Below are 17,987 nucleotides of genomic sequence, written 5' to 3'. Positions count from 1 at the left end.
CTATTTCTAAGTCAGTCAGGTTCCTGAAAGCTCTCCTGCGCTTGAGCACGAGCCCAATCCGGGTTTCGTCGAGGTGCCGGCCTGGAATGGCGACAACCGCCAGGACCAACCGGTTGATCAACACTCACGTAAAGGGACTGACATGAACGATAGGCTGCACCGTACGGACACACTGGGCTCCTGCAAGACCGTAATCTGCGGCAAACAGAAAATGCACTGGATCGAATTCCAGTTGCTCGATGAACAGGGCGAACCCTTGGCGAACCTGCCTTATCGCGCGCTGAGCGAGGCGACCCGCAGCGACTACATTCCGGAATACAGGGGCCGCACCGATGCCGAGGGAGTGATCCGCCTGGACGGCCTGCACCCGTTGGCCATCACCTTGCTGATAGACGCCGAACTCTTGGCCGAGTTACTGCAAAATCGCCGCCTGCGTGCCCAGCGAGCGGAACCCGAGCGGCCCGGCTTTGCTGATCGCGCACCGCTGTATGGTCCGCAGTGTTCGGGCTTCTCGCCCATCGAACAGCGGGCGGTCGCAGCCGGTCATGGGTATCACTACCTGCGTATCGGCCAGTTGTGTGATCGGCTGCCGACATTCGACCCGCCCTTGGCGGACGCCAGGCAACCCCCGGCCTACCATTTTCCAGACCCGAAGTTCGGCGGGTTCACCATTGCCGACGATCAACTCGATCGTCGGCATGTGCTGGAAGTCTGTCCGCTGCGCGCCTGGTCGCTGACCTTGCATCACCAGGCGGAGTACAGCCTGGTCAATGCTTACAACCTGGCGCTGATGAGTATTTTGGCGTACAGCACGCGGCCCGAGAATGCATTGGGTTCCGTTAAGGAGTTCTTCGAGCGGCAATGTTTGGACTTATCGCGTACCCCCATAATTCTGGACAGTGGTCAGAAATTGCCGTGCGTGGTCACCGATGTTCCCTTCAATGGGCGTTACACCATCGCTGAACCGTTGGACACCACTCAGGCTCGACCGCCAGAGGGGGACACCCAGCTGTTTTATGCCATCAATGCCACCCAGGTGCTGGTGGGTTGGCGGGGTACAGAAGTGGATGGGTTCGCCGATCCAGGTACTGATGCGACTTTCCGCCCGGTAAAACCGGAAGTGCAGGCCTTGTGCGAGCCCAAAGTGCCCTGTGCCGATTTGACTCCAGAGGGCAGTGTGCATTTGGGCTTTCGCGATGCGTTCGAACTGGCCAGAAGAGTTTATGCGAAGGATCTGGGTAAGACGATTCCTGAAGCTATCGAAGGTAAGGGGTTGTTCATTTGCGGCCACAGCCTGGGGGGCGCCCTCGGTCTGGTCCATGCCGCATCGCTGAAAGAGCGAAATCCACTGCTGTACACCTACGGCATGCCACGCACCTTCACCCTCAAGGCCGTAACGTGCCTCAACGAGATCGTACATTTCCGTCATGTCAACGACATCGACCCGATCCCCAGCGTGCCGCCCGAAGCCGAGCTGGACAATCATCTGTATAAACTCTACGGCCCCCTCGGTACCACCCTGGGGTTTGCCTGGTCGATGCTGCAGTTGACCGCCAGCCAGTTGTTCCGCCATGGCGATCCCTTCTGTCACCACGGCGAAATCGCCATGTTTTTCAAGGCCGAACAGCACACCCTTCGGCGAGGCTCGCCGTACCCCGCCTACCGCAACAAGGACGGGCTCGGCGCGCCTTACAACACCACCATCGCCTATCGCCTGTCGGAAAAGGTCAAGTTTTACCTGGTCCCGAGCCTGAGTCCCGACGACGACCAGCAGGCCGAGCAGGCGCAGCAGCGCCTCACCACCTCGTTGACCGCCGAAAGCCGGGCGAGGTTTTTCCCGCCCTTCAGCAATCCCAAGGCAGGCCGGTTCGTGGGTCTCGGCAATCACTTCATGAGCAATTACCAGCCATACATCTACGGCCAGTTACTGGAGTCAATCAACCCTGAGCGCTCGCCGTTGTTGAAGCGGCAACTGGATCGACAGAATTTCGAACAACAGACCAGGGATAACTACGGGAGCCTTGTCGAAGACGAACTGGCACGCAACCGGGTGTTCCTCGATTTGCAAAGTCGTCTCGGCGAAACCTTGCGGGTGACGCAACAGGCCGATGGCGGTGCCGAAGCGTTGCAACGCTTCGACGCCGTGGCCGACCCGAGCGCCTGCTACGAAAGAACCCACTGTTGAGCCCGGCCCGCGCCGTCAAGGATCCGACCATGATCAAGAAAATGCCTATCGCGATACTCACTCTGTGCGTCAGCCTCAGCGGTTGTGCCAAGGATCAGAGCCTGGCGCCTCCGCCGGATGGCGAATCGATCACCGTGACGGTGAAAGTGCCGAAGGAGCTGGTCGCGGAAACCCTACAGGTGATGTATCGCTCGACCCTGTGCACCTTTACCGACCATTCCGCCTTCGGCGAAGCCTATCAACGCGATGGCTATCAACGTACCGATCTGCAACTCGTGCGTGAGGGACAAAGTGACCGCTATGTGGCCAAGCTGCCGATCGATGGTGGCGGTGCCTGCCAGTGGAGATTGAGCAACGTGACTTTTGGCGTCGCTTATGGTCATCCCACTAATTTTGGCGAAAACGTGACTTACGGGGCAGGCGGTGGTGTGGTGGTGATCTTCGATCACAACAACTCGCCTCGTGGTGGCGCGGACATCAAGGTCGAAGGAGATTTGACGATCAGAAAGGACTATTACCCCTGGGTAAAAGAGAGCTTTTTAGGAGGATACAGAAAGCGGGTCAGTCTGGCGGGTGAGGGCGATATCTATGTGATGTATCAGGCCCTGCAAGCCCGGCAGGTGTATTTCGAACCCGTCCTGCATTCCGGTTTCCTGGTCACCTCTGTGCAGCCAAAGGTGAAGAAGAAAGGCAATCACACCAGCTTCACCTATCCCGATGGCAGCGTCGTGACGGATGGCCGCTCCAAGCCAGATTTCCGCAAATTACAGGCGATCCGCCAAGCAGCGGAGAGCAAGCAGTGAGCCCCAGTTCTCCTGCCCTGCAGATCCCCTTCGAATTGGCGCGCCACCGGGTGTTCCTCGATTTGCAGGGTCGTCTCGGCGACACCTTGCGGGTGACGCAACAGGCCGATGGCGGCGCCGAGGCGTTGCAACGCTTCGACGCCGTGGCCGACCCGAGCGCCTGCTACGAAAGAGCCCACTGTTGAACCCGTCCAGCGCCGTCAAGGATCCGACCATGATCAAGAAAATGCCTATCGCGATACTCACTCTGTGCGTCAGCCTCAGCGGTTGTGCCAAGGACCAGAACCTGGCGCCGCCGCCGGATGGCGAATCGATCACCGTGACGGTGAAAGTGCCGAAGGAGCTGGTAACGGAAAACCTGCAGGTGATGTATCGCTCGACTCTGTGCACCTTTACTGACCACTCCGCCTTTGGCGAAGCCTATCAACGCGATGGCTATCAACGTACCGATCTGCAACTCGTGCGTAAGGGACAAAGCGACCTCTATGTGGCCAAGCTGCCGATCGATGGTGGCGGTGTTTGCCAATGGCGATTGAGCAACGTGACTTTTGGCGTCGCTTATGGCCATCCCACAAACTTTGGCGAAAACGTGACTTACGGGGCAGGCGGTGGTGTGGTGGTGATCTTCGATCACAACAACTCGCCTCGCGGTGGCGCGGACATCAAGGTTGAAGGGGACTTGACGATCAAGAAGGACTATTACCCTTGGTTGAGTGAAGCCTTTCTTGGAGGCTATAGAAAACAGATCAGCTTGGCGGGTGAGGGCCGTATCTACTTAAAGTATCAGGCTCTGCAAGTTCGGCAGGTGTATTTCGAACCCGTCCTGCATTCCGACTTTCTGGTCAAGTCGGAGGGTACCAAGGTACATAAAATAGGCAGCTTCATAAAATTCTCTTATCCAGATGGTACGACCGTGGCCGACGGTCGTTTCCAACCAGATTTCCGAAAGTTACAAGCGATCCGCCAGGCAGCGGAGAGCAAACAGTGAGCTTCGTTTTTCCTGCCCTGCGCACCCCCTTCGAACTGGCACGCAACCGGGTGTTCCTCGACTTGCAGAGTCGCCTCGGCGACACCTTGCGGGTGACGCAACAGGCCGATGGCGGTGCCGAAGCGTTGCAACGCTTCGATGCCGTGGCCGACCCGAGCGCCTGCTACGAAAGAGCCCACTGTTGAACCCGGCCCGCGCCGCGTTCAACGAGGTCTACACACGCTTCTTCGTCAAGCCATGGCCAGTGCATGCTGCGGTGGCGTGGCGTACCTGGTGGTGGAAGGCATGCGTGTGGAAGTGCCGGCGAGGCGGCCAAGGCCTAAGTCTCCCGGCACACACACACACAACTCTGTGGGAGCGGGCTTGCCCGCGAAGGTGGCTTACCCGCTTACATAGATGTTGGATGTGCTGACGCCATCGCGAGCAGGCTCGCTCCCACAAAGAATCCATCCATAAGCCGAGAGATCATCAATTCGCCACCCGAACCCCACCCAGACTCCCGCTCAGTTCATACGCCGCCAATTCCGCCTGATGCGCCGCCAGCAGTTCCGGCAGCGATCCACGCAAATACTCGACCCAGGTCTTGATCTTCGCATCCAGGTACTGGCGCGACGGGTAGATGGCATACAGGTTAAGTTCCTGGGAGCGGTAGTTGGGCATCACGCGCACCAGCGTGCCGTTGCGCAGGCCTTCTATCGCGGCGTACAGCGGCAGGACGCCAACGCCCATGCCGCTGATGATCGCGGTTTTCATCGCGTCGGCGGAGTTCACCAGGAAGGGTGAACTGTTGATGGTGACCATTTCCTGGCCATCAGGACCGTCGAAGGCCCATTTCTCCAGCGGAATCACCGGGCTGACCAGGCGCAGGCAGGCGTGGTTGAGCAGGTCGCTGGGTTTTTGTGCGCAGCCGTTGGTTTTGACGTAGGCCGGTGAGGCGCAAACGATGCTGTAGGTGATGCCCAGGCGCTGGGAGACGAAACCCGAATCCGGCAGTTCGCTGGCGAGGACGATGGACACGTCGTAGCCCTCGTCGAGCAGGTCCGGCACGCGGTTGGCCATGGTCAGGTCGAAGGTCACGTCCGGGTGGGTCTTGCGGTAGCGGGCGATGGCGTCGATCACGAAGTGCTGGCCGATGCCGGTCATGGTGTGCACTTTCAGTTGCCCGGCCGGGCGCGCGTGGGCGTCGCTGGCCTCGGCTTCGGCTTCTTCGACGTAGGCCAGGATCTGTTCGCAGCGCAACAGGTAGCGCTTGCCGGCTTCGGTCAGGGCAATGCGTCGGGTCGTTCGATTGAGCAGGCGGGTTTGCAGGTGGGCTTCCAGGTTGGAGACCGCGCGCGAGACGTTGGCGGTGGTGGTGTCCAGTTGCGCGGCGGCGGCGGTGAAGCTGCCGGCTTCGGCCACGTAACTGAAGGCGCGCATGTTTTGCAAAGTGTCCATGGGGTGCTCTCTCGTCGAATGACAAATTGTGACACGAAGTTTCTGTTTGTTTACAGGCGACTAAAGATCGACTTGCGGATTATCTCGTTAACGGTAACAAAGATTCACAGGAATCCCAGCTTATCGCCATTCAGGCCGCCCCATAGAATTGCGCAATTCGCAAAACTCCCCACCTCAGGAAATCGCAGCAGTGCCGCGTCGCATCAGCAGAGCGCTTCAGCCGCTCAGTGTTTTGGCTTTAACCCTGGCAATCAGCGGCTGCATCGGAACCGGAGGTATTACCCCGCAGGGCAAGGCGCTGGAGGCCAATTTACTGGCTACCGACGAAGCGATCCAGAGTGCCGCGCAGGATGCGCACTGGCCCACCGCGCAATGGTGGCAAGCCTATGGCGACCCGCAACTGAATCGCTGGATCGATCTTGCCCTGCAAGGCAGCCCGACCCTGGCCATGGCCGCCGCCCGGGTGCGTCAGGCCAAGTCCATGGCCGGCGTGGCCGAAGCGGCCGAGTCGCTGCAGATCAATGGCGAGTCCACCCTCAAGCGTCACAACTGGCCTACCGACCAGTTCTATGGTCCCGGCGAGCTGGCCAACAGCACCACCTGGGACAATAACGCGGCGCTGGGTTTCAGCTATGCCCTCGACCTTTGGGGCCGTGAAAGCAATGCCACCGAGCGCGCCGTGGACATGGCGCACATGAGCGTCGCCGAAGCGCGCCAGGCCCAGCTCGAATTGCAGGACAACATCGTACGGGTCTACATCGAGTTGTCGTTGCATTACGCCCGGCGGGATATCGTCGAAGCGACCTTGAAGCAGCAACAGCAGATCCTTGAGTTGGCGCAAAAACGCCTGGACGGGGGGATCGGCACTCATTTCGAGGTCAGCCAGGCCGAGACGCCGCTGCCGGAAACCCATCGCCAGATCGACGCCCTCGACGAAGAAATCGCCTTGAGCCGCAACCAGCTCGCCGCTCTCGCCGGCAAGGGGCCGGGGGAGGGCGCGCAGTTGCAGCGGCCAACGCTGTCGCTGGGTGCGCCGCTGAAACTGCCATCGTCGCTGCCGGCGCAATTGCTCGGCCAACGGCCGGACGTCGTCGCCAGCCGCTGGCAAGTGGCGGCGCAGGCGCGGGGCATCGATGTCGCCCATGCCGGCTTCTACCCGAACGTCGATCTGGTCGGCAGCCTCGGCTACATGGCCACCGGCGGCGGGGCGCTGGAGTTCCTGACCGGCAAGAAACTCAACTACAGCGTGGGTCCGGCGATTTCCTTGCCGATCTTCGATGGCGGACGCTTGCGCTCGGAGTTGGGCGAAGCCTCGGCGGGTTATGACATCGCCGTGGCCAAGTACAACCAGACCCTGGTCAACGCGTTGAAAAACATCTCCGACCAGTTGATCCGTCGCGAGTCCATGGACAAGCAACAGGCTTTCGCCGCCGAGTCGGTGGCCACTGCGCAGAGGACCTACGACATCGCGATGATTGCCTACCAGCGCGGCCTGACCGACTACCTCAACGTGCTCAATGCCCAGACCCTGCTGTTCAAGCAGCAGCAAGTGCAGCAGCAGGTTCAGGCGGCGCGTTTGAGTGCCCATGCGCAATTGGTGACGGCGCTGGGCGGTGGTCTCGGTGCCGGTTATGACGTACCGAACGCCGAACAGACCCAGGCGCCGAAAACCCCGAGCCTTTTGAGGTGACCAGATTGTTTCAGGCACACCCGCTTTTGTGGCGAGGGAGCTTGCTCCCGCTTGAGTGCGCAGCACTCACAAAATGTTCACGGGGTGCCGGAATTTTGGGGCCGCTACGCAGCCCAGCGCGAGCAAGCTCGCTCGCCACAGGATTGCCCTCATCCCAAGTCTTTTCTAACTGAGCAGCATTTGATGACTCCCTTGCCCGCACCTCTGCGCTGGCTGTACTCCCTGGAATGGCGCCGGGGCTTCTTCGACTGGGTCCGCAGCGATGGCGTGACCTGGGTCTATATCTTCAAGGTGCTGACCGCAGCTTTCCTGACGCTGTGGCTGGCCATGCGCCTGGAGTTGCCGCAACCGCGCACGGCGATGATCACCGTGTTCATCGTCATGCAGCCGCAAAGCGGCCAAGTGTTCGCCAAGAGTTTCTATCGCTTTCTCGGCACCCTGGCCGGGTCGGCGGTGATGGTCGCGTTGATCGCCCTGTTTGCGCAGAACACTGAGCTGTTCCTCGGTTCGCTGGCGATCTGGGTCGGTATCTGCACGGCCGGCGCCGCCCGCTGCCGCAACTTCCGCGCCTACGGTTTCGTACTCGCCGGATACACCGCCGCGATGGTCGGCTTGCCCGCACTTGCCCACCCGGACGGCGCGTTCATGGCCGCGGTCTGGCGGGTGCTGGAAATCTCGTTGGGCATTCTCTGTTCGACACTGATCAGTGCAGCCATCCTGCCGCAAACCGCCAGCGCCGCCATGCGCAATGCCCTGTATCAGCGCTTCGGCGTGTTTGCCCTGTTCGTCACCGACGGCTTGCGTGGCCGCAGTCAGCGCGAGGCGTTCGAGGCTGGCAATGTGCGCTTCATTGCCGAGGCAGTCGGACTGGAAGGGCTGCGCAGCGTCACCGTGTTCGAAGACCCGCACATGCGTCGGCGCAATGGACGACTCAGCCGCCTGAACAGTGAGTTCATGGGCATCACCACGCGCTTCAATGCCCTGCATCAGTTGCTCGAACGTTTGCGCAGCAACAATACGGATCATGCCGTGGCGGCGATAAAACCGGGCTTGCAAGACCTCGCCGAACTGCTCGACGGCTTCAGTGGCCGTGCCCTGACCAGCGCCGATGCGGCGCGCCTGGTCACGGTGCTGAGTGCCTACAAGGCAGGGTTGCCGGCGCGGGTGCGCAGCCTGCGGGCGATCTTTCAGGAGAGCGAACCGAGCGACGACGAGCTGCTGGACTTCCACACGGCGTACGAACTGCTCTATCGCTTCGTCGACGACCTGCACAGTTATGCGCAGACACACGCCTCCCTGGCCGATCACAGTCACGAACGGGAGCGCTGGGACGAGCCGTTCACCCCGCAAACCAACTGGATGGCAGCGGCAGCATCGGGGATACGCGCAGCGTTTATCCTGGTGGTATTGGGCAGCTATTGGGTGGCAACCGCCTGGCCGAGCGGCGCGACCATGACCCTGATTGCTGCCGCGACCGTGGGCCTGTCCGCCGCCACCCCGAACCCGAAACGCATGGCCTTTCAGATGGCGTGCGGGACGTTGCTCGGGGCGTTGATCGGCTTCGTCGAGATGTTTTTCATTTTCCCGTGGATCGACGGATTTCCATTGCTGTGCGTGATGCTCGCACCGGTGATCGTACTCGGCTCGTTCCTGACCTCGCGGCCGCAATACGTGGGCGTCGGCCTGGGCTTGCTGATCTTTTTCAGTACCGGTTCGGTGCCGGACAACCTCACGGTCTATAACCCCTACACCTTCATCAACGACTACATCGCCATGGTGCTGGGCATGCTGGTGTGCGCAGCGGCCGGGGCAATCATTCTGCCGCCCAACAGCCGATGGCTGTGGCGTCGCCTGGAACAGGACCTGCGTGCTCAGGTGGTGTACGCGATCAGCGGCAAGCTCAAGGGGCTGGCGTCGAGTTTCGAAAGCCGTACCCGCGATCTGGTGCACCAGGCCTACGGCTTCGCAGCGGGTCAGCCGCAAGTGCAGCGGGACTTGCTGCGCTGGATGTTCGTGGTGCTGGAAGTCGGCCACGCGATCATCGAGTTGCGCAAGGAGCAGGCGATTCTGCCGGTGCATCCGGCCTATGCCGAATCCCAGCCGTGGCGCCAGGCGATCCGGGTGATGGGGCGTGCGCTGGTGCGGCTGTTCCTGCAACCGAACGGCAGCAACCTGGAGCGCGCGCTGGTCGCCGTCGATCACGCGATCAGCCGTGTGCAGTCCACCGACGAACCCTTCGCCCCGCACTTCGATACCTCGGCGCTGCGCCGGGTGAAGAGCTACCTGCACTTCATCCGTACCTCGCTGCTCGATCCGCAATCACCGCTTGCTACGTTCGCAAACAGTCATTCCCAAGGACTTGCACATGCCTCGTGAAATCGCCTTCCACGGCGTGTACATGCCGACCATGACCCTGATGTTTTTCATCGCGGCGGCGCTTGCCTGGGCGCTGGACCGGTTCCTGTCCGGGTTCGACCTGTACCGTTTTTTCTGGCATCCGGCGTTGCTGCGCCTGAGCCTGTTTACCTGTCTGTTCGGCGCGTTGGCGCTGACTGTCTACCGTTGACTCTCTATCACTGACTCTCTATCTCTGAAGAATGCCCCGATGAAAAAGTTTTTCAGCCTGTTCGCGACCTTGCTGGTGCTGGCCCTCGCGCTGTGGGTCGGCCGCTCCTTGTGGGAGCACTACATGAACACGCCATGGACCCGTGACGGCCGCGTGCGCGCCGATATCATCAACGTCGCCGCCGACGTCACCGGCGAAGTGGTGGACGTGCCGGTGCGCGACAACCAGCTGGTGAAGAAGGGTGATTTGCTGATGCAGATCGACCCCGAGCACTACCGTCTCGCGGTGAAACAGGCACAGAGTCTGGTGGCATCGCGCAAGGCGACCTGGGAGATGCGCAAGGTCAACGCCCATCGTCGTGCCGACATGGACAATCTGGTGATCTCCCGGGAAAACCGCGACGACGCCAGTAACCTCGCCGACTCGGCCCTGGCCGATTACCAGCAGGCCCAGGCGCAACTGGAAGCCGCCGAACTCAACCTCAAGCGTACGCAAGTGCGTGCGGCGGTGGACGGCTACGTCACCAACCTCAATGTGCATCGTGGCGACTACGCGCGCATCGGCGAGGCGAAAATGGCCGTGGTCGACATGAACTCGTTCTGGGTCTACGGCTTCTTCGAAGAAACCAAGCTGCCCCATGTGCGCGTGGGTGATAAGGCCGACATGCAACTGATGAGCGGCGAGGTGCTCAAGGGCCATGTGGAAAGCATTTCACGCGGCATCTACGACCGCGATAATCCGCAGAGCCGAGAGCTGATTGCCGATGTGAACCCGACGTTTAACTGGGTGCGTTTGGCACAGCGGGTGCCGGTGCGGATTCACATCGATGAAGTGCCGGAAGGGGTGCTGTTGGCGGCGGGGATTACTTGTACGGTGGTGGTCAAGCAAGGTGAGGGGGCATAACCGATAGACCGAGTCGCCTGCTCGCGAAGCAGGCGACTCGGTCCACATTTCACTCCTGGCAAAACGTCTCATGCAGATGCCGCCAGATCACCCGGCCATCGGCTTGCTTCTCGAACACCACGGTCGAGCGACGATCCGAGTGCAGGCCGGTCGCATCGGTCTGTTGCTCGCGGTAACTCACGGTTGCGCCGCCGTCGTACAGCGCAATACCGCGTAACTCGCTGAGCTCGATGCGGAACCCGAGCTTCTTGCCGCCCGCCAGGGTGAACAATTCGTTCAGCGCGTCAAAATCCAGCACCCGGCCGAGCGGAGAGACCATGGAGAACTGCGGTGAAAACCGTGTCAGCAATTTTTCGAGTTCGGATGCGTCGCGTTCTTCGGCCAGCCATTGTTCGATGGCAACGTGCGCCTGGATCACTTCGTCGAAGTATTCGGTGTAGTCGGTCATGTTTGATTCCTTGAGTTCTGTGGAGTCTGTTCTGGCGCCTTCGCGGGCAAGCCCGCTCCCACAGGGGAACGCATTTCAAATGTGGGAGCGGGCTTGCTCGCGAAGGCGTCGACTCGGTCTCAGAGTTGCCCACGCAACCCGAACCGCTTCATCAATCCCGATTCCAGCAACCCCTTCGGCAACAATCCGGCAAGCAACGGCAACGCGCGGCTGCCATTACCCAGGCGGATCAGCCGTGGCGGTTTGGCCTGCTGCACCGCCTTGAGCAATCCGGCCGCAAATTCACTGGCCGGAGTCGGGTTGTCCTGAGAAGCCTTGGCCCGTGCACGAATGCCTTCGCGCAGCGGAAACCACGGCGATTGCTCGCTGATCAACTGCTCGGCTTCGTGTCCGGCATTCTTTGCAAAACTCGAAGCGATGGCGCCGGGCTGAACCTCCATCACCCGCACGCCAAATGGCGCCAGTTCCATGCGCAAGGCATCGCTCAAGGCATGCACGGCGGCTTTCGAGGCGCAGTAGGCGCCGGCGAATGGCGTGACCAACACACCCGAAACGCTGCCGATATTCACGACCAAACCTTTGGTCCGGCGCAGCACGGGAAACATCGCGCGGGTGACGCCAACGACAGCGAACACATTGGTTTCGAACTGGCGCTGCATGGCCGGCACGCCGCCATCGAGCAGCGGCCCCATGGCGCCATAACCTGCGTTGTTGATCAGCACGTCGAGACCGCCGCGCTCCTGGTTGATGCGCTCGCTCAACTGCTCAAGGGCAACACCGTCATTTACGTCAAGTTGCACGGCGGTAAATCCGGCAGCGCTCAGCATGGCGACATCTTCGGCCTTGCGCGCACTGGCCCAGACTTCATAGCCGGCGACCTTGAACGCATCGGCAAGGGCGCGGCCAATGCCGCTGGAACAACCGGTAATCAACGCAACGGGCATGGCGCATTCCTTGTGCAAAAAATGGAGGAGGGGTCAGTCGGAAAAACTACCCTGCAATCGCTCGGCGCGAAACTCCAGGGTTTCCGGACGGTAGCCAGGACGCAGTGGCGGCAGCGGCAAACAGTCTTCCCAGTTACCACCGGCCTGCAATTCGCCGGGGCCGCGATAGCGCGGGGCGGTGTATTGATTGTCGGCCAGGTTCACCGTATCGCCCGGTGCATAAGCCGCGACCCGCCAGCGCAACTCAGTCAGCGGCACGTCATTGCCGTTGTTCAGGGTCAATTGCAATGGGCGGTCGGCGGGACATTGTTGTGGCGCGTAACTGATGCGCAACTCCAGGCGTTGCAGCTGCTTGAGCTCGTGGTGGTCCATCCAGATGACCCAGGTGGCGACGATACCCAGCCCCGCGGCGGCGGCCATGGATACGGGCAAGGCCTTGGCCGGATAGCGCAGCAACAGGATCAGCCAGGTGATGACCAGCAGGACGCCGATGAACATGACGTGAAATCTCGGGAATAGAGAGGGTCATCCTACCTAAGCGCAGGTGGGGTTGGCGATGGGCGATTCGGTGGTGTGCTGACTGGCGCCATCGCGAGCAAGCTCGCTCCCACAGTGGACCGAGTCGAGCACAAAATCTGCGGTCGACCCAATACCCTGTGGGAGCGAGCTTGCTCGCGAAGAGGCCAGTCGAGGCACTACAAAAACCCAGTGCAAAAAAAAAAAAGCCCCCGCCCAGCCTGCTGCGGATAGGGAACGCAGCAGGCTGGACGAGGGCTTCTTGTTTTACTGAACGTTACTGCGCGATGGTTTTCACCGACACGCCACGCTCAACCGGCGTCGAGCGCCCGTAGATATCTTCAAACCGCTCGATATCGTCTTCGCCCAGGTAGCTACCCGATTGAACTTCGATGATCTCCAACGGAATCTTCCCCGGGTTACGCAGGCGATGCACCGACGCGATCGGAATGTAGGTCGACTGGTTCTCGGTCAGCAGGAACACGTTCTCGTCACAGGTCACCTCGGCGGTGCCGCTGACCACGATCCAGTGCTCGGCGCGGTGGTGGTGCATCTGCAGCGACAGGCACGCGCCCGGCTTGACCGAGATGTGCTTGACCTGGAAGCGCCCGCCCATATCCACCGAGTCGTAGGAGCCCCACGGACGATAGACTTCGCAGTGGTTCTGGGTTTCGCTGCGGCCCTGTTCGTTGAGGGTGTTGACCATCTGCTTCACGCCTTGGACCTTGTCCTTGTGGGCGATCATCATGGCGTCCTTGGTTTCGACCACGACGATGTTTTCCAGGCCGATCACCGACACCAGCTTGCCGTTGCCGTGGATCATGCAGTTTTTGCTGTCCTGGATCACCACGTCGCCTTTGGTGACGTTGCCGTTGGCGTCCTTTTTATTGACCTCCCACAGCGACGACCAGCAGCCGACATCGCTCCAGCCCGCGGTCAGCGGCACGACGCAGGCGCGTTGGGTTTTTTCCATCACCGAGTAGTCGATGGAATTGTCCGGGCAGCAGGCGAAGGTGGCTTCGTCGAAGGTGATGGTGTCGGCATCCTGATGGCTGCGCTCCAGGGTCAGCAGGCAGGTGTCGTAGATGTCCGGATCGTGCTTCTTCAACTCTTCGAGGAAGCGGCTGGCGCGGAACAGGAACATGCCGCTGTTCCAGAAGTAACCGCCGGACTGGACGAACTCGGTAGCGCGCTTCACGTCGGGTTTTTCGACGAAGTGCGAGACACGGCTGACGCCTTCAGGCAGCAGCGAGTCGTTGGTCGACTTGATGTAGCCATAACCGGTTTCCGGCTTGGTGGCCGGCACGCCGAACAGCACCATTTCACCGTTTTCGGCGGCGACGGTGGCCAGGGCCAGGGCGCGTTGCAGGGCTTTCTGGTCTTCCAGCACGTGGTCGGCCGGCAGTACCAGCATCAGCTCGTCGCGACCTTCGCTGACCAGCATCATCGCAGTCAGGGCCACGGCCGGCGCGGTGTTGCGACCGAACGGTTCCATCAGGATGCGTTGGGTTTCCAGTTTGCGCGCCGCTAATTGCTCGTTGACGATGAAGCGGTGGTCCTTGTTGCAGACCACGATTGGCGTGTCCATGCCTTCGAACACCAGGCGTTCCAGGGTTTGCTGGAACAGGGTGTGTTCGCCGGTCAGGGCCAGGAACTGCTTAGGGAATTGTTTACGGGAAAGCGGCCAAAGACGTGAGCCACTACCACCTGACAAGATCACCGGAATCATGTTGTTACTCCTTGAATATCGATTGGTTAGAGCTACTGCGTTCTGTCGTTTCACTCTTGTTTTTGTTCCGTGTCGCAGGGGTTGCGCTGCCTGTGTAGGAGCTGCCGAAGGCTGCGATCTTTTGGCGCATTCAATGACGCCGAGAATCAAAAGATCGCAGCCTGCGGCAGCTCCTACAGAGATCGACGTTACCTCTGCGGAAAGTTCTTTAGCGCGTCGACACCGGGCGTTTTACCCAGACCGGCGACAGGCTGCTGCCGCTGCCGGTGACGTACAGCACCGCGGCTTCACCGCGTTCCAGGGCGACCGGTTTCACGTCGCCGACCTTGGTGGTGCCGTCGTACAAGGCCAGGCTGACCTTGACCGGGTTGATTTCACGTTCGCCGCGACCCTTGGGCGCAACGTTCGGGACTACGTCGGTCTTGCCATCGGCGGTCTTCAGGGTCAGTGCCTTGTCGCTGAGGTTTTGCACGCGTACCAGGGACTTCTGCTTGTTCTTGAACGGCGGCTCTTCGATCAGTTGCGGTGCGCCGCTGGCGTTGTTGACCAGGGTGTAATAGTGGTCGCCGGCCAGTTTCACCGGCAGGTTCTGGCTACCGACCTTGGCGCTGTAGTCGCCGCCCGGCATGAAGCTGAAGTCACTGCTCGACAGTGGCGCGACATCGCTCAGGTTGGTGTTGCCGACGGTGGCGCTGACTTCGGCGTTGCTGGCGTTGTAGATACGCACGAAGGTCGAGCCTTTCGGTGCGGTCGGGCCGTACAGGGCGGCGTCGCCACCGGCGAAAGCCTGTACCGACAGCACGCTGAGGCCGGCAACCAGGGCAAGGCGTTTGGCGAGACGACGAGGAGTTGTAGTGAAAGTCATGGTGTACCTCTCTTTCAGTTTTGCGCCCGGTCGGGCGTCTCGGATTTGTTGTTGATGGCTACGTTTTGTTGGCGGGCGCCGGCTTGTTTAAGCTCTGCGACCCACTGCGGGTCGGCGTCGCCGATTTCGTTGTTCACAGGCAGATATCGTTCAGGGAACTCCCAGATCAGCACCTGTGGCGGGCTGTTCTTGAAGGCGTCGCTCTTGAGGTAGCTGAGCATCGGCAGAATCGGGCCATGGCCGTCTTCGGCGTAATTGACTACGTCGCTGTTCAGCGCTTGCTTGAGCGCACCGACGAAGTTCCAATTGGGGTTGGCGCTGTAGCTGGTGCCGATCAGGGCCACCGGCACTTCGGTGTTGGCGAACAGCGCGTCGTCACCGGCGGATTGATCTTCAGCCGCGACCGTATTGCGCTTCTGCAATTGCTCCTGTTTAGGCATCAGGTTTTCGAACAGCGGGTCCAGTGGCAGGAACAGACGCAGGTCGCCCTTGTGGGTGATGGTCTCGGCAGGTTCGGTGACGAAGCGCTGCGGCTCGCCGCTTAGCGGGTACTTGTCGGCAATGGTCCTGGCCAGACGGTTGGCGGCGATCTCGGCACCTTGCGGCGTCCAGTGGGTGTCGGTGCGCAGGAACACTTGCTGGCCATCCTGCTTGGCCTGTTGCAGCGGGCCGAGCAGGTCAGGGGCCGGAATCCGGTCGGCGGCCAGGCGCTGGTGGAAGTCCTTGTAGAGGTTGGCGTGGATGCTCGCCGGTTTCACCTCACCGAGGTGTTCCGGGTACAGGCGAACCTTGGCCGGAACCACGGCCATCACCAGTTGCACGCCTTTTTCCTTCAAGGTCTGGCGCACGCCTTCGACCAGCGCGTAGTTGCCTTGCAGGTTCAGCTCTTCGTTGACCACCGGGTGGAATTCTTCATCGCTGTACAACCACTGGTCGCGACCGAGCACCACGCCCGGACGACCTTCGTTGAACAGTTTGAAATCCAGCGCGGCCCACAGGTTGGTACCCAGGCGCTTGATCGGGAACTCGTCGTCGTAGTGCGTTTCCACGGCCTTGGTCCAGCGACCGTTGAGCACCGTCGCATCGGCGTTGGTACTGAAGCCGAAGAAGCTGCGCACCGACCACAGACCGAGCACCAGCAGGGTCACCAGGAACAGCGCGATGTAGAAGATGCGTAATGAGCGGGTCATGGTCAGATCCCTCAGAACTGGAAGTAAAGGAACGGCGAGAAGCTTTGCGCCGAGAGTTTGAGAATCGAGGCGATGAACAGCAGCAGCACCAGTGCACGCATCACATAGCGCGACCAGTCAGCGGTCCAGTAGGCCGGTTGCACCTGGGCTTCGACGCCGACGGTGTAGCCAGGCTGATGGATGCTCGCCGGGTTATCCCCTGGCACGGCCTTGATCGTTCCCGGTGTCGCAGCGGCCGGGCCGTCGGTGTCGACGTTCACGGCAGGCTTGGTCTTGACCGGAGGCTGATTGGTGTAGAAATCCCGCAGGCCGAAGAACGCCAGGGTCACGTAGGCCACGATCAGGGTTGCCACTTGCAGGCCGGTGAGGCTGGCCTGGTTGAGTTCCGACAGCGACCAGTCGCCGAAGCTGAACATCGCGCCGTACATGCGTCCGGCGACGTGCAGGTTTTCCGCGCGGAAGATCACCCAGCCCATCACCACCAGCAGGAAGGTCAGTGCCCAGCGGATCGGGTTGAAGCTGCGTGGCGAGGTGTTCAGGCCGATGGCTTTCTCGATCGCCAGCCACATGCCGTGCCATGCACCCCAGACGATGTAGGTGATGTTCGCGCCGTGCCACAGACCACCGAGCAGCATGGTCAGGAACAGGTTGCGATAGGTCATCAGCGTGCCTTTGCGGTTACCGCCGAGGGTGATGTACAGATAGTCACGCAGCCAGGTCGACAGGCTGATGTGCCAGCGGCGCCAGAACTCGGTGATCGACTGGCTGACATACGGCTGCTTGAAGTTCTCCATGAAACGGAAACCCATCATCAGGCCAAGGCCGATGGCCATGTCGCTGTAACCGGAGAAGTCGAAATACAGCTGCGCGGTGTACGCCAGCGCGCCGAGCCAGGCATCGCCCGTGGTCGGGTTTTGCAGGGCGAAGCAGTGGTCGGCCACCACCGCCAGGGTGTCGGCGATGAAGACTTTCTTGATGAAGCCCTGCATGAACCGCGTGCAGCCCTCGGAGAACTTGTCGAGGGTGTGGGTGCGGTTGTTGAACTGGTCGGCCAGGTCGCGGAAACGCAACACGGGGCCGGCGATCAGGTGCGGGAAAATCGCCACGAACGCCGCGAAGTCGATCAGGTTGCGGGTCGCCGGGGTGTCGCCACGGTAGACGTCGATGATGTAGCTGATGGACTCGAAGACATAGAACGAGATCCCGATCGGCAGCAGCACGTGAGTCAGGATGAAGGGCTCAAGGCCCACCGACGTCATCATTGCGTTGATGCTGTCGACGCCGAAGTTGGCGTACTTGAAGTAGCCGAGGATGCACAGGTCGACGGCCACGCCGAGCAGCAACCAGCGCTGCGCCGGTTTGGTCCTGACCCCGGCGGCCCCGACTTTCAGGCCGATCCAGTAGTTCCACAGGGTGACGCCGGCGAACAGCGCGAGGAAGTCCACACGCCACCAGGCGTAGAACACGTAACTGGCAATCAGCAGCAGCAAATTGCGATAGCGTTGCCCGCTCAGATAGTACAAGCCGAGGAAGATCGGCAAGAACAAAAACAGGAACACGTTGGATGAAAAAACCATCCCGGTCTCTCCTTGTTTGAACCAACAGTCAAGGGCCAACGGCCCCCCCAAACCCCCCACGGAAATCCGGGGGGCTAACTCACAAAACCTACTTTCGACACCGACCCTGTAGGAGCTGCCGAAGGCTGCGATTTTTTAAAAACAGG

Annotated in this window: 17 protein-coding genes; 9 read left to right on the top strand and 8 right to left on the bottom strand. The window is 60.8% G+C overall.

Annotated elements, in window-relative coordinates; translation table 11 throughout:
• Window positions 1-142: 142 nt before the first annotated feature.
• Genes ASD95_RS17830 through ASD95_RS17810 form a run of 5 tightly spaced genes read left to right on the top strand, consistent with a single transcriptional unit; the run spans window position 143 to window position 4,161 of the window.
• Window positions 143-2,185, top strand: coding sequence for a lipase family protein (locus ASD95_RS17830; protein ID WP_056726333.1), 2,043 nt, complete (start codon window positions 143-145; stop codon window positions 2,183-2,185).
• Window positions 2,186-2,214: 29 nt separating this feature from the next.
• A complete protein-coding gene (locus ASD95_RS17825) occupies window positions 2,215-2,988 on the top strand; it encodes a hypothetical protein (protein WP_056726332.1) in 774 nt (257 codons plus the stop codon).
• The gene (locus tag ASD95_RS17820; RefSeq protein WP_056726208.1) at window positions 2,985-3,173 is read left to right on the top strand and encodes a hypothetical protein; all 189 of its coding nucleotides are present in this window, start codon (window positions 2,985-2,987) and stop codon (window positions 3,171-3,173) included. The genes ASD95_RS17825 and ASD95_RS17820 overlap by 4 nt, the downstream gene beginning before the upstream one ends.
• Window positions 3,174-3,202: 29 nt before the next feature.
• Window positions 3,203-3,976: a hypothetical protein gene (locus tag ASD95_RS17815; RefSeq protein ID WP_056726331.1), complete on the top strand. Its 774-nt coding sequence runs from the start codon at window positions 3,203-3,205 to the stop codon at window positions 3,974-3,976.
• Window positions 3,973-4,161: a hypothetical protein gene (locus tag ASD95_RS17810; RefSeq protein ID WP_056726207.1), complete on the top strand. Its 189-nt coding sequence runs from the start codon at window positions 3,973-3,975 to the stop codon at window positions 4,159-4,161. Before ASD95_RS17815 ends, ASD95_RS17810 begins: the two co-directional genes overlap by 4 nt.
• A 283-nt stretch (window positions 4,162-4,444) precedes the next feature.
• Here ASD95_RS17810 and ASD95_RS17805 read toward each other — a convergent pair whose 3' ends face one another.
• The gene (locus ASD95_RS17805; protein ID WP_056726206.1) at window positions 4,445-5,413 is read right to left on the bottom strand and encodes a LysR family transcriptional regulator; all 969 of its coding nucleotides are present in this window, start codon (window positions 5,411-5,413) and stop codon (window positions 4,445-4,447) included.
• A gap of 190 nt (window positions 5,414-5,603) precedes the next feature.
• Here ASD95_RS17805 and ASD95_RS17800 point away from each other — a divergent pair, with 190 nt between their 5' ends.
• The 4 genes from ASD95_RS17800 to ASD95_RS17785 all read left to right on the top strand — a co-directional run bounded on the left by ASD95_RS17800 (window position 5,604) and on the right by ASD95_RS17785 (window position 10,572).
• Window positions 5,604-7,103 carry an efflux transporter outer membrane subunit gene (locus ASD95_RS17800; protein WP_056726205.1) on the top strand — a complete coding sequence of 500 codons (1,500 nt, stop codon included), beginning with the start codon at window positions 5,604-5,606 and terminating at the stop codon, window positions 7,101-7,103.
• 183 nt (window positions 7,104-7,286) lie between these two features.
• Entirely contained in the window at window positions 7,287-9,479 is a 2,193-nt protein-coding gene (locus ASD95_RS17795; protein WP_056726204.1) for an FUSC family protein, read from the top strand.
• Window positions 9,469-9,669, top strand: a complete 201-nt coding sequence (locus ASD95_RS17790; protein ID WP_007896379.1) for a DUF1656 domain-containing protein — start codon at window positions 9,469-9,471, stop codon at window positions 9,667-9,669. Before ASD95_RS17795 ends, ASD95_RS17790 begins: the two co-directional genes overlap by 11 nt.
• Before the next feature lie 39 nt (window positions 9,670-9,708).
• Window positions 9,709-10,572 carry an efflux RND transporter periplasmic adaptor subunit gene (locus tag ASD95_RS17785; protein ID WP_056726203.1) on the top strand — a complete coding sequence of 288 codons (864 nt, stop codon included), beginning with the start codon at window positions 9,709-9,711 and terminating at the stop codon, window positions 10,570-10,572.
• A gap of 49 nt (window positions 10,573-10,621) precedes the next feature.
• Here the strand turns inward: ASD95_RS17785 and ASD95_RS17780 are convergent, their stop codons facing one another.
• The 7 genes from ASD95_RS17780 to ASD95_RS17750 form a co-directional block, all read right to left on the bottom strand.
• A complete protein-coding gene (locus ASD95_RS17780) occupies window positions 10,622-11,020 on the bottom strand; it encodes a DUF4440 domain-containing protein (RefSeq protein WP_056726202.1) in 399 nt (132 codons plus the stop codon).
• A 119-nt stretch (window positions 11,021-11,139) separates the two neighbouring features.
• Entirely contained in the window at window positions 11,140-11,964 is an 825-nt protein-coding gene (locus tag ASD95_RS17775) for an SDR family oxidoreductase (RefSeq protein WP_056726201.1), read from the bottom strand.
• 33 nt (window positions 11,965-11,997) lie between these two features.
• Complete coding sequence (locus tag ASD95_RS17770) at window positions 11,998-12,462, bottom strand: hypothetical protein (protein ID WP_056726200.1); 465 nt, start codon at window positions 12,460-12,462, stop codon at window positions 11,998-12,000.
• A gap of 295 nt (window positions 12,463-12,757) precedes the next feature.
• Window positions 12,758-14,209: a mannose-1-phosphate guanylyltransferase/mannose-6-phosphate isomerase gene (locus ASD95_RS17765; protein ID WP_056726199.1), complete on the bottom strand. Its 1,452-nt coding sequence runs from the start codon at window positions 14,207-14,209 to the stop codon at window positions 12,758-12,760.
• A 208-nt stretch (window positions 14,210-14,417) separates the two neighbouring features.
• A complete protein-coding gene (locus ASD95_RS17760; RefSeq protein ID WP_056726198.1) occupies window positions 14,418-15,074 on the bottom strand; it encodes an alginate O-acetyltransferase AlgF in 657 nt (218 codons plus the stop codon).
• Window positions 15,075-15,088: 14 nt separating this feature from the next.
• Window positions 15,089-16,264 carry an alginate O-acetyltransferase gene (locus ASD95_RS17755; protein ID WP_056726197.1) on the bottom strand — a complete coding sequence of 392 codons (1,176 nt, stop codon included), beginning with the start codon at window positions 16,262-16,264 and terminating at the stop codon, window positions 15,089-15,091.
• Window positions 16,265-16,275: 11 nt separating this feature from the next.
• The gene (locus tag ASD95_RS17750; protein WP_056726196.1) at window positions 16,276-17,841 is read right to left on the bottom strand and encodes an MBOAT family O-acyltransferase; all 1,566 of its coding nucleotides are present in this window, start codon (window positions 17,839-17,841) and stop codon (window positions 16,276-16,278) included.
• Window positions 17,842-17,987: the final 146 nt, after the last annotated feature.

It is taken from the genome of Pseudomonas sp. Root71 (assembly GCF_001429045.1).
GTDB classification, from domain to species: domain Bacteria; phylum Pseudomonadota; class Gammaproteobacteria; order Pseudomonadales; family Pseudomonadaceae; genus Aquipseudomonas; species Aquipseudomonas monachiensis.
The sequence above is the reverse complement of the archived record's forward strand: the minus strand, read 5'-3'. Positions and strand labels throughout refer to the sequence as shown.

Excerpts from the sequence above, each read along its gene's own strand:
- ASD95_RS17770 (WP_056726200.1), bottom strand. The coding sequence starts at position 12,462 with ATGTTCATCGGCGTCCTGCTGGTCATCACCTGGCTGATCCTGTTGCTG.
- ASD95_RS17785 (WP_056726203.1), top strand. The coding sequence starts at position 9,709 with ATGAAAAAGTTTTTCAGCCTGTTCGCGACCTTGCTGGTGCTGGCCCTC.
- ASD95_RS17805 (WP_056726206.1), bottom strand. The coding sequence starts at position 5,413 with ATGGACACTTTGCAAAACATGCGCGCCTTCAGTTACGTGGCCGAAGCC.
- ASD95_RS17760 (WP_056726198.1), bottom strand. The coding sequence starts at position 15,074 with ATGACTTTCACTACAACTCCTCGTCGTCTCGCCAAACGCCTTGCCCTG.
- ASD95_RS17825 (WP_056726332.1), top strand. The coding sequence starts at position 2,215 with ATGATCAAGAAAATGCCTATCGCGATACTCACTCTGTGCGTCAGCCTC.
- ASD95_RS17765 (WP_056726199.1), bottom strand. The coding sequence starts at position 14,209 with ATGATTCCGGTGATCTTGTCAGGTGGTAGTGGCTCACGTCTTTGGCCG.
- ASD95_RS17780 (WP_056726202.1), bottom strand. The coding sequence starts at position 11,020 with ATGACCGACTACACCGAATACTTCGACGAAGTGATCCAGGCGCACGTT.
- ASD95_RS17795 (WP_056726204.1), top strand. The coding sequence starts at position 7,287 with ATGACTCCCTTGCCCGCACCTCTGCGCTGGCTGTACTCCCTGGAATGG.
- ASD95_RS17790 (WP_007896379.1), top strand. The coding sequence starts at position 9,469 with ATGCCTCGTGAAATCGCCTTCCACGGCGTGTACATGCCGACCATGACC.
- ASD95_RS17755 (WP_056726197.1), bottom strand. The coding sequence starts at position 16,264 with ATGACCCGCTCATTACGCATCTTCTACATCGCGCTGTTCCTGGTGACC.
- ASD95_RS17830 (WP_056726333.1), top strand. The coding sequence starts at position 143 with ATGAACGATAGGCTGCACCGTACGGACACACTGGGCTCCTGCAAGACC.
- ASD95_RS17815 (WP_056726331.1), top strand. The coding sequence starts at position 3,203 with ATGATCAAGAAAATGCCTATCGCGATACTCACTCTGTGCGTCAGCCTC.
- ASD95_RS17750 (WP_056726196.1), bottom strand. The coding sequence starts at position 17,841 with ATGGTTTTTTCATCCAACGTGTTCCTGTTTTTGTTCTTGCCGATCTTC.
- ASD95_RS17775 (WP_056726201.1), bottom strand. The coding sequence starts at position 11,964 with ATGCCCGTTGCGTTGATTACCGGTTGTTCCAGCGGCATTGGCCGCGCC.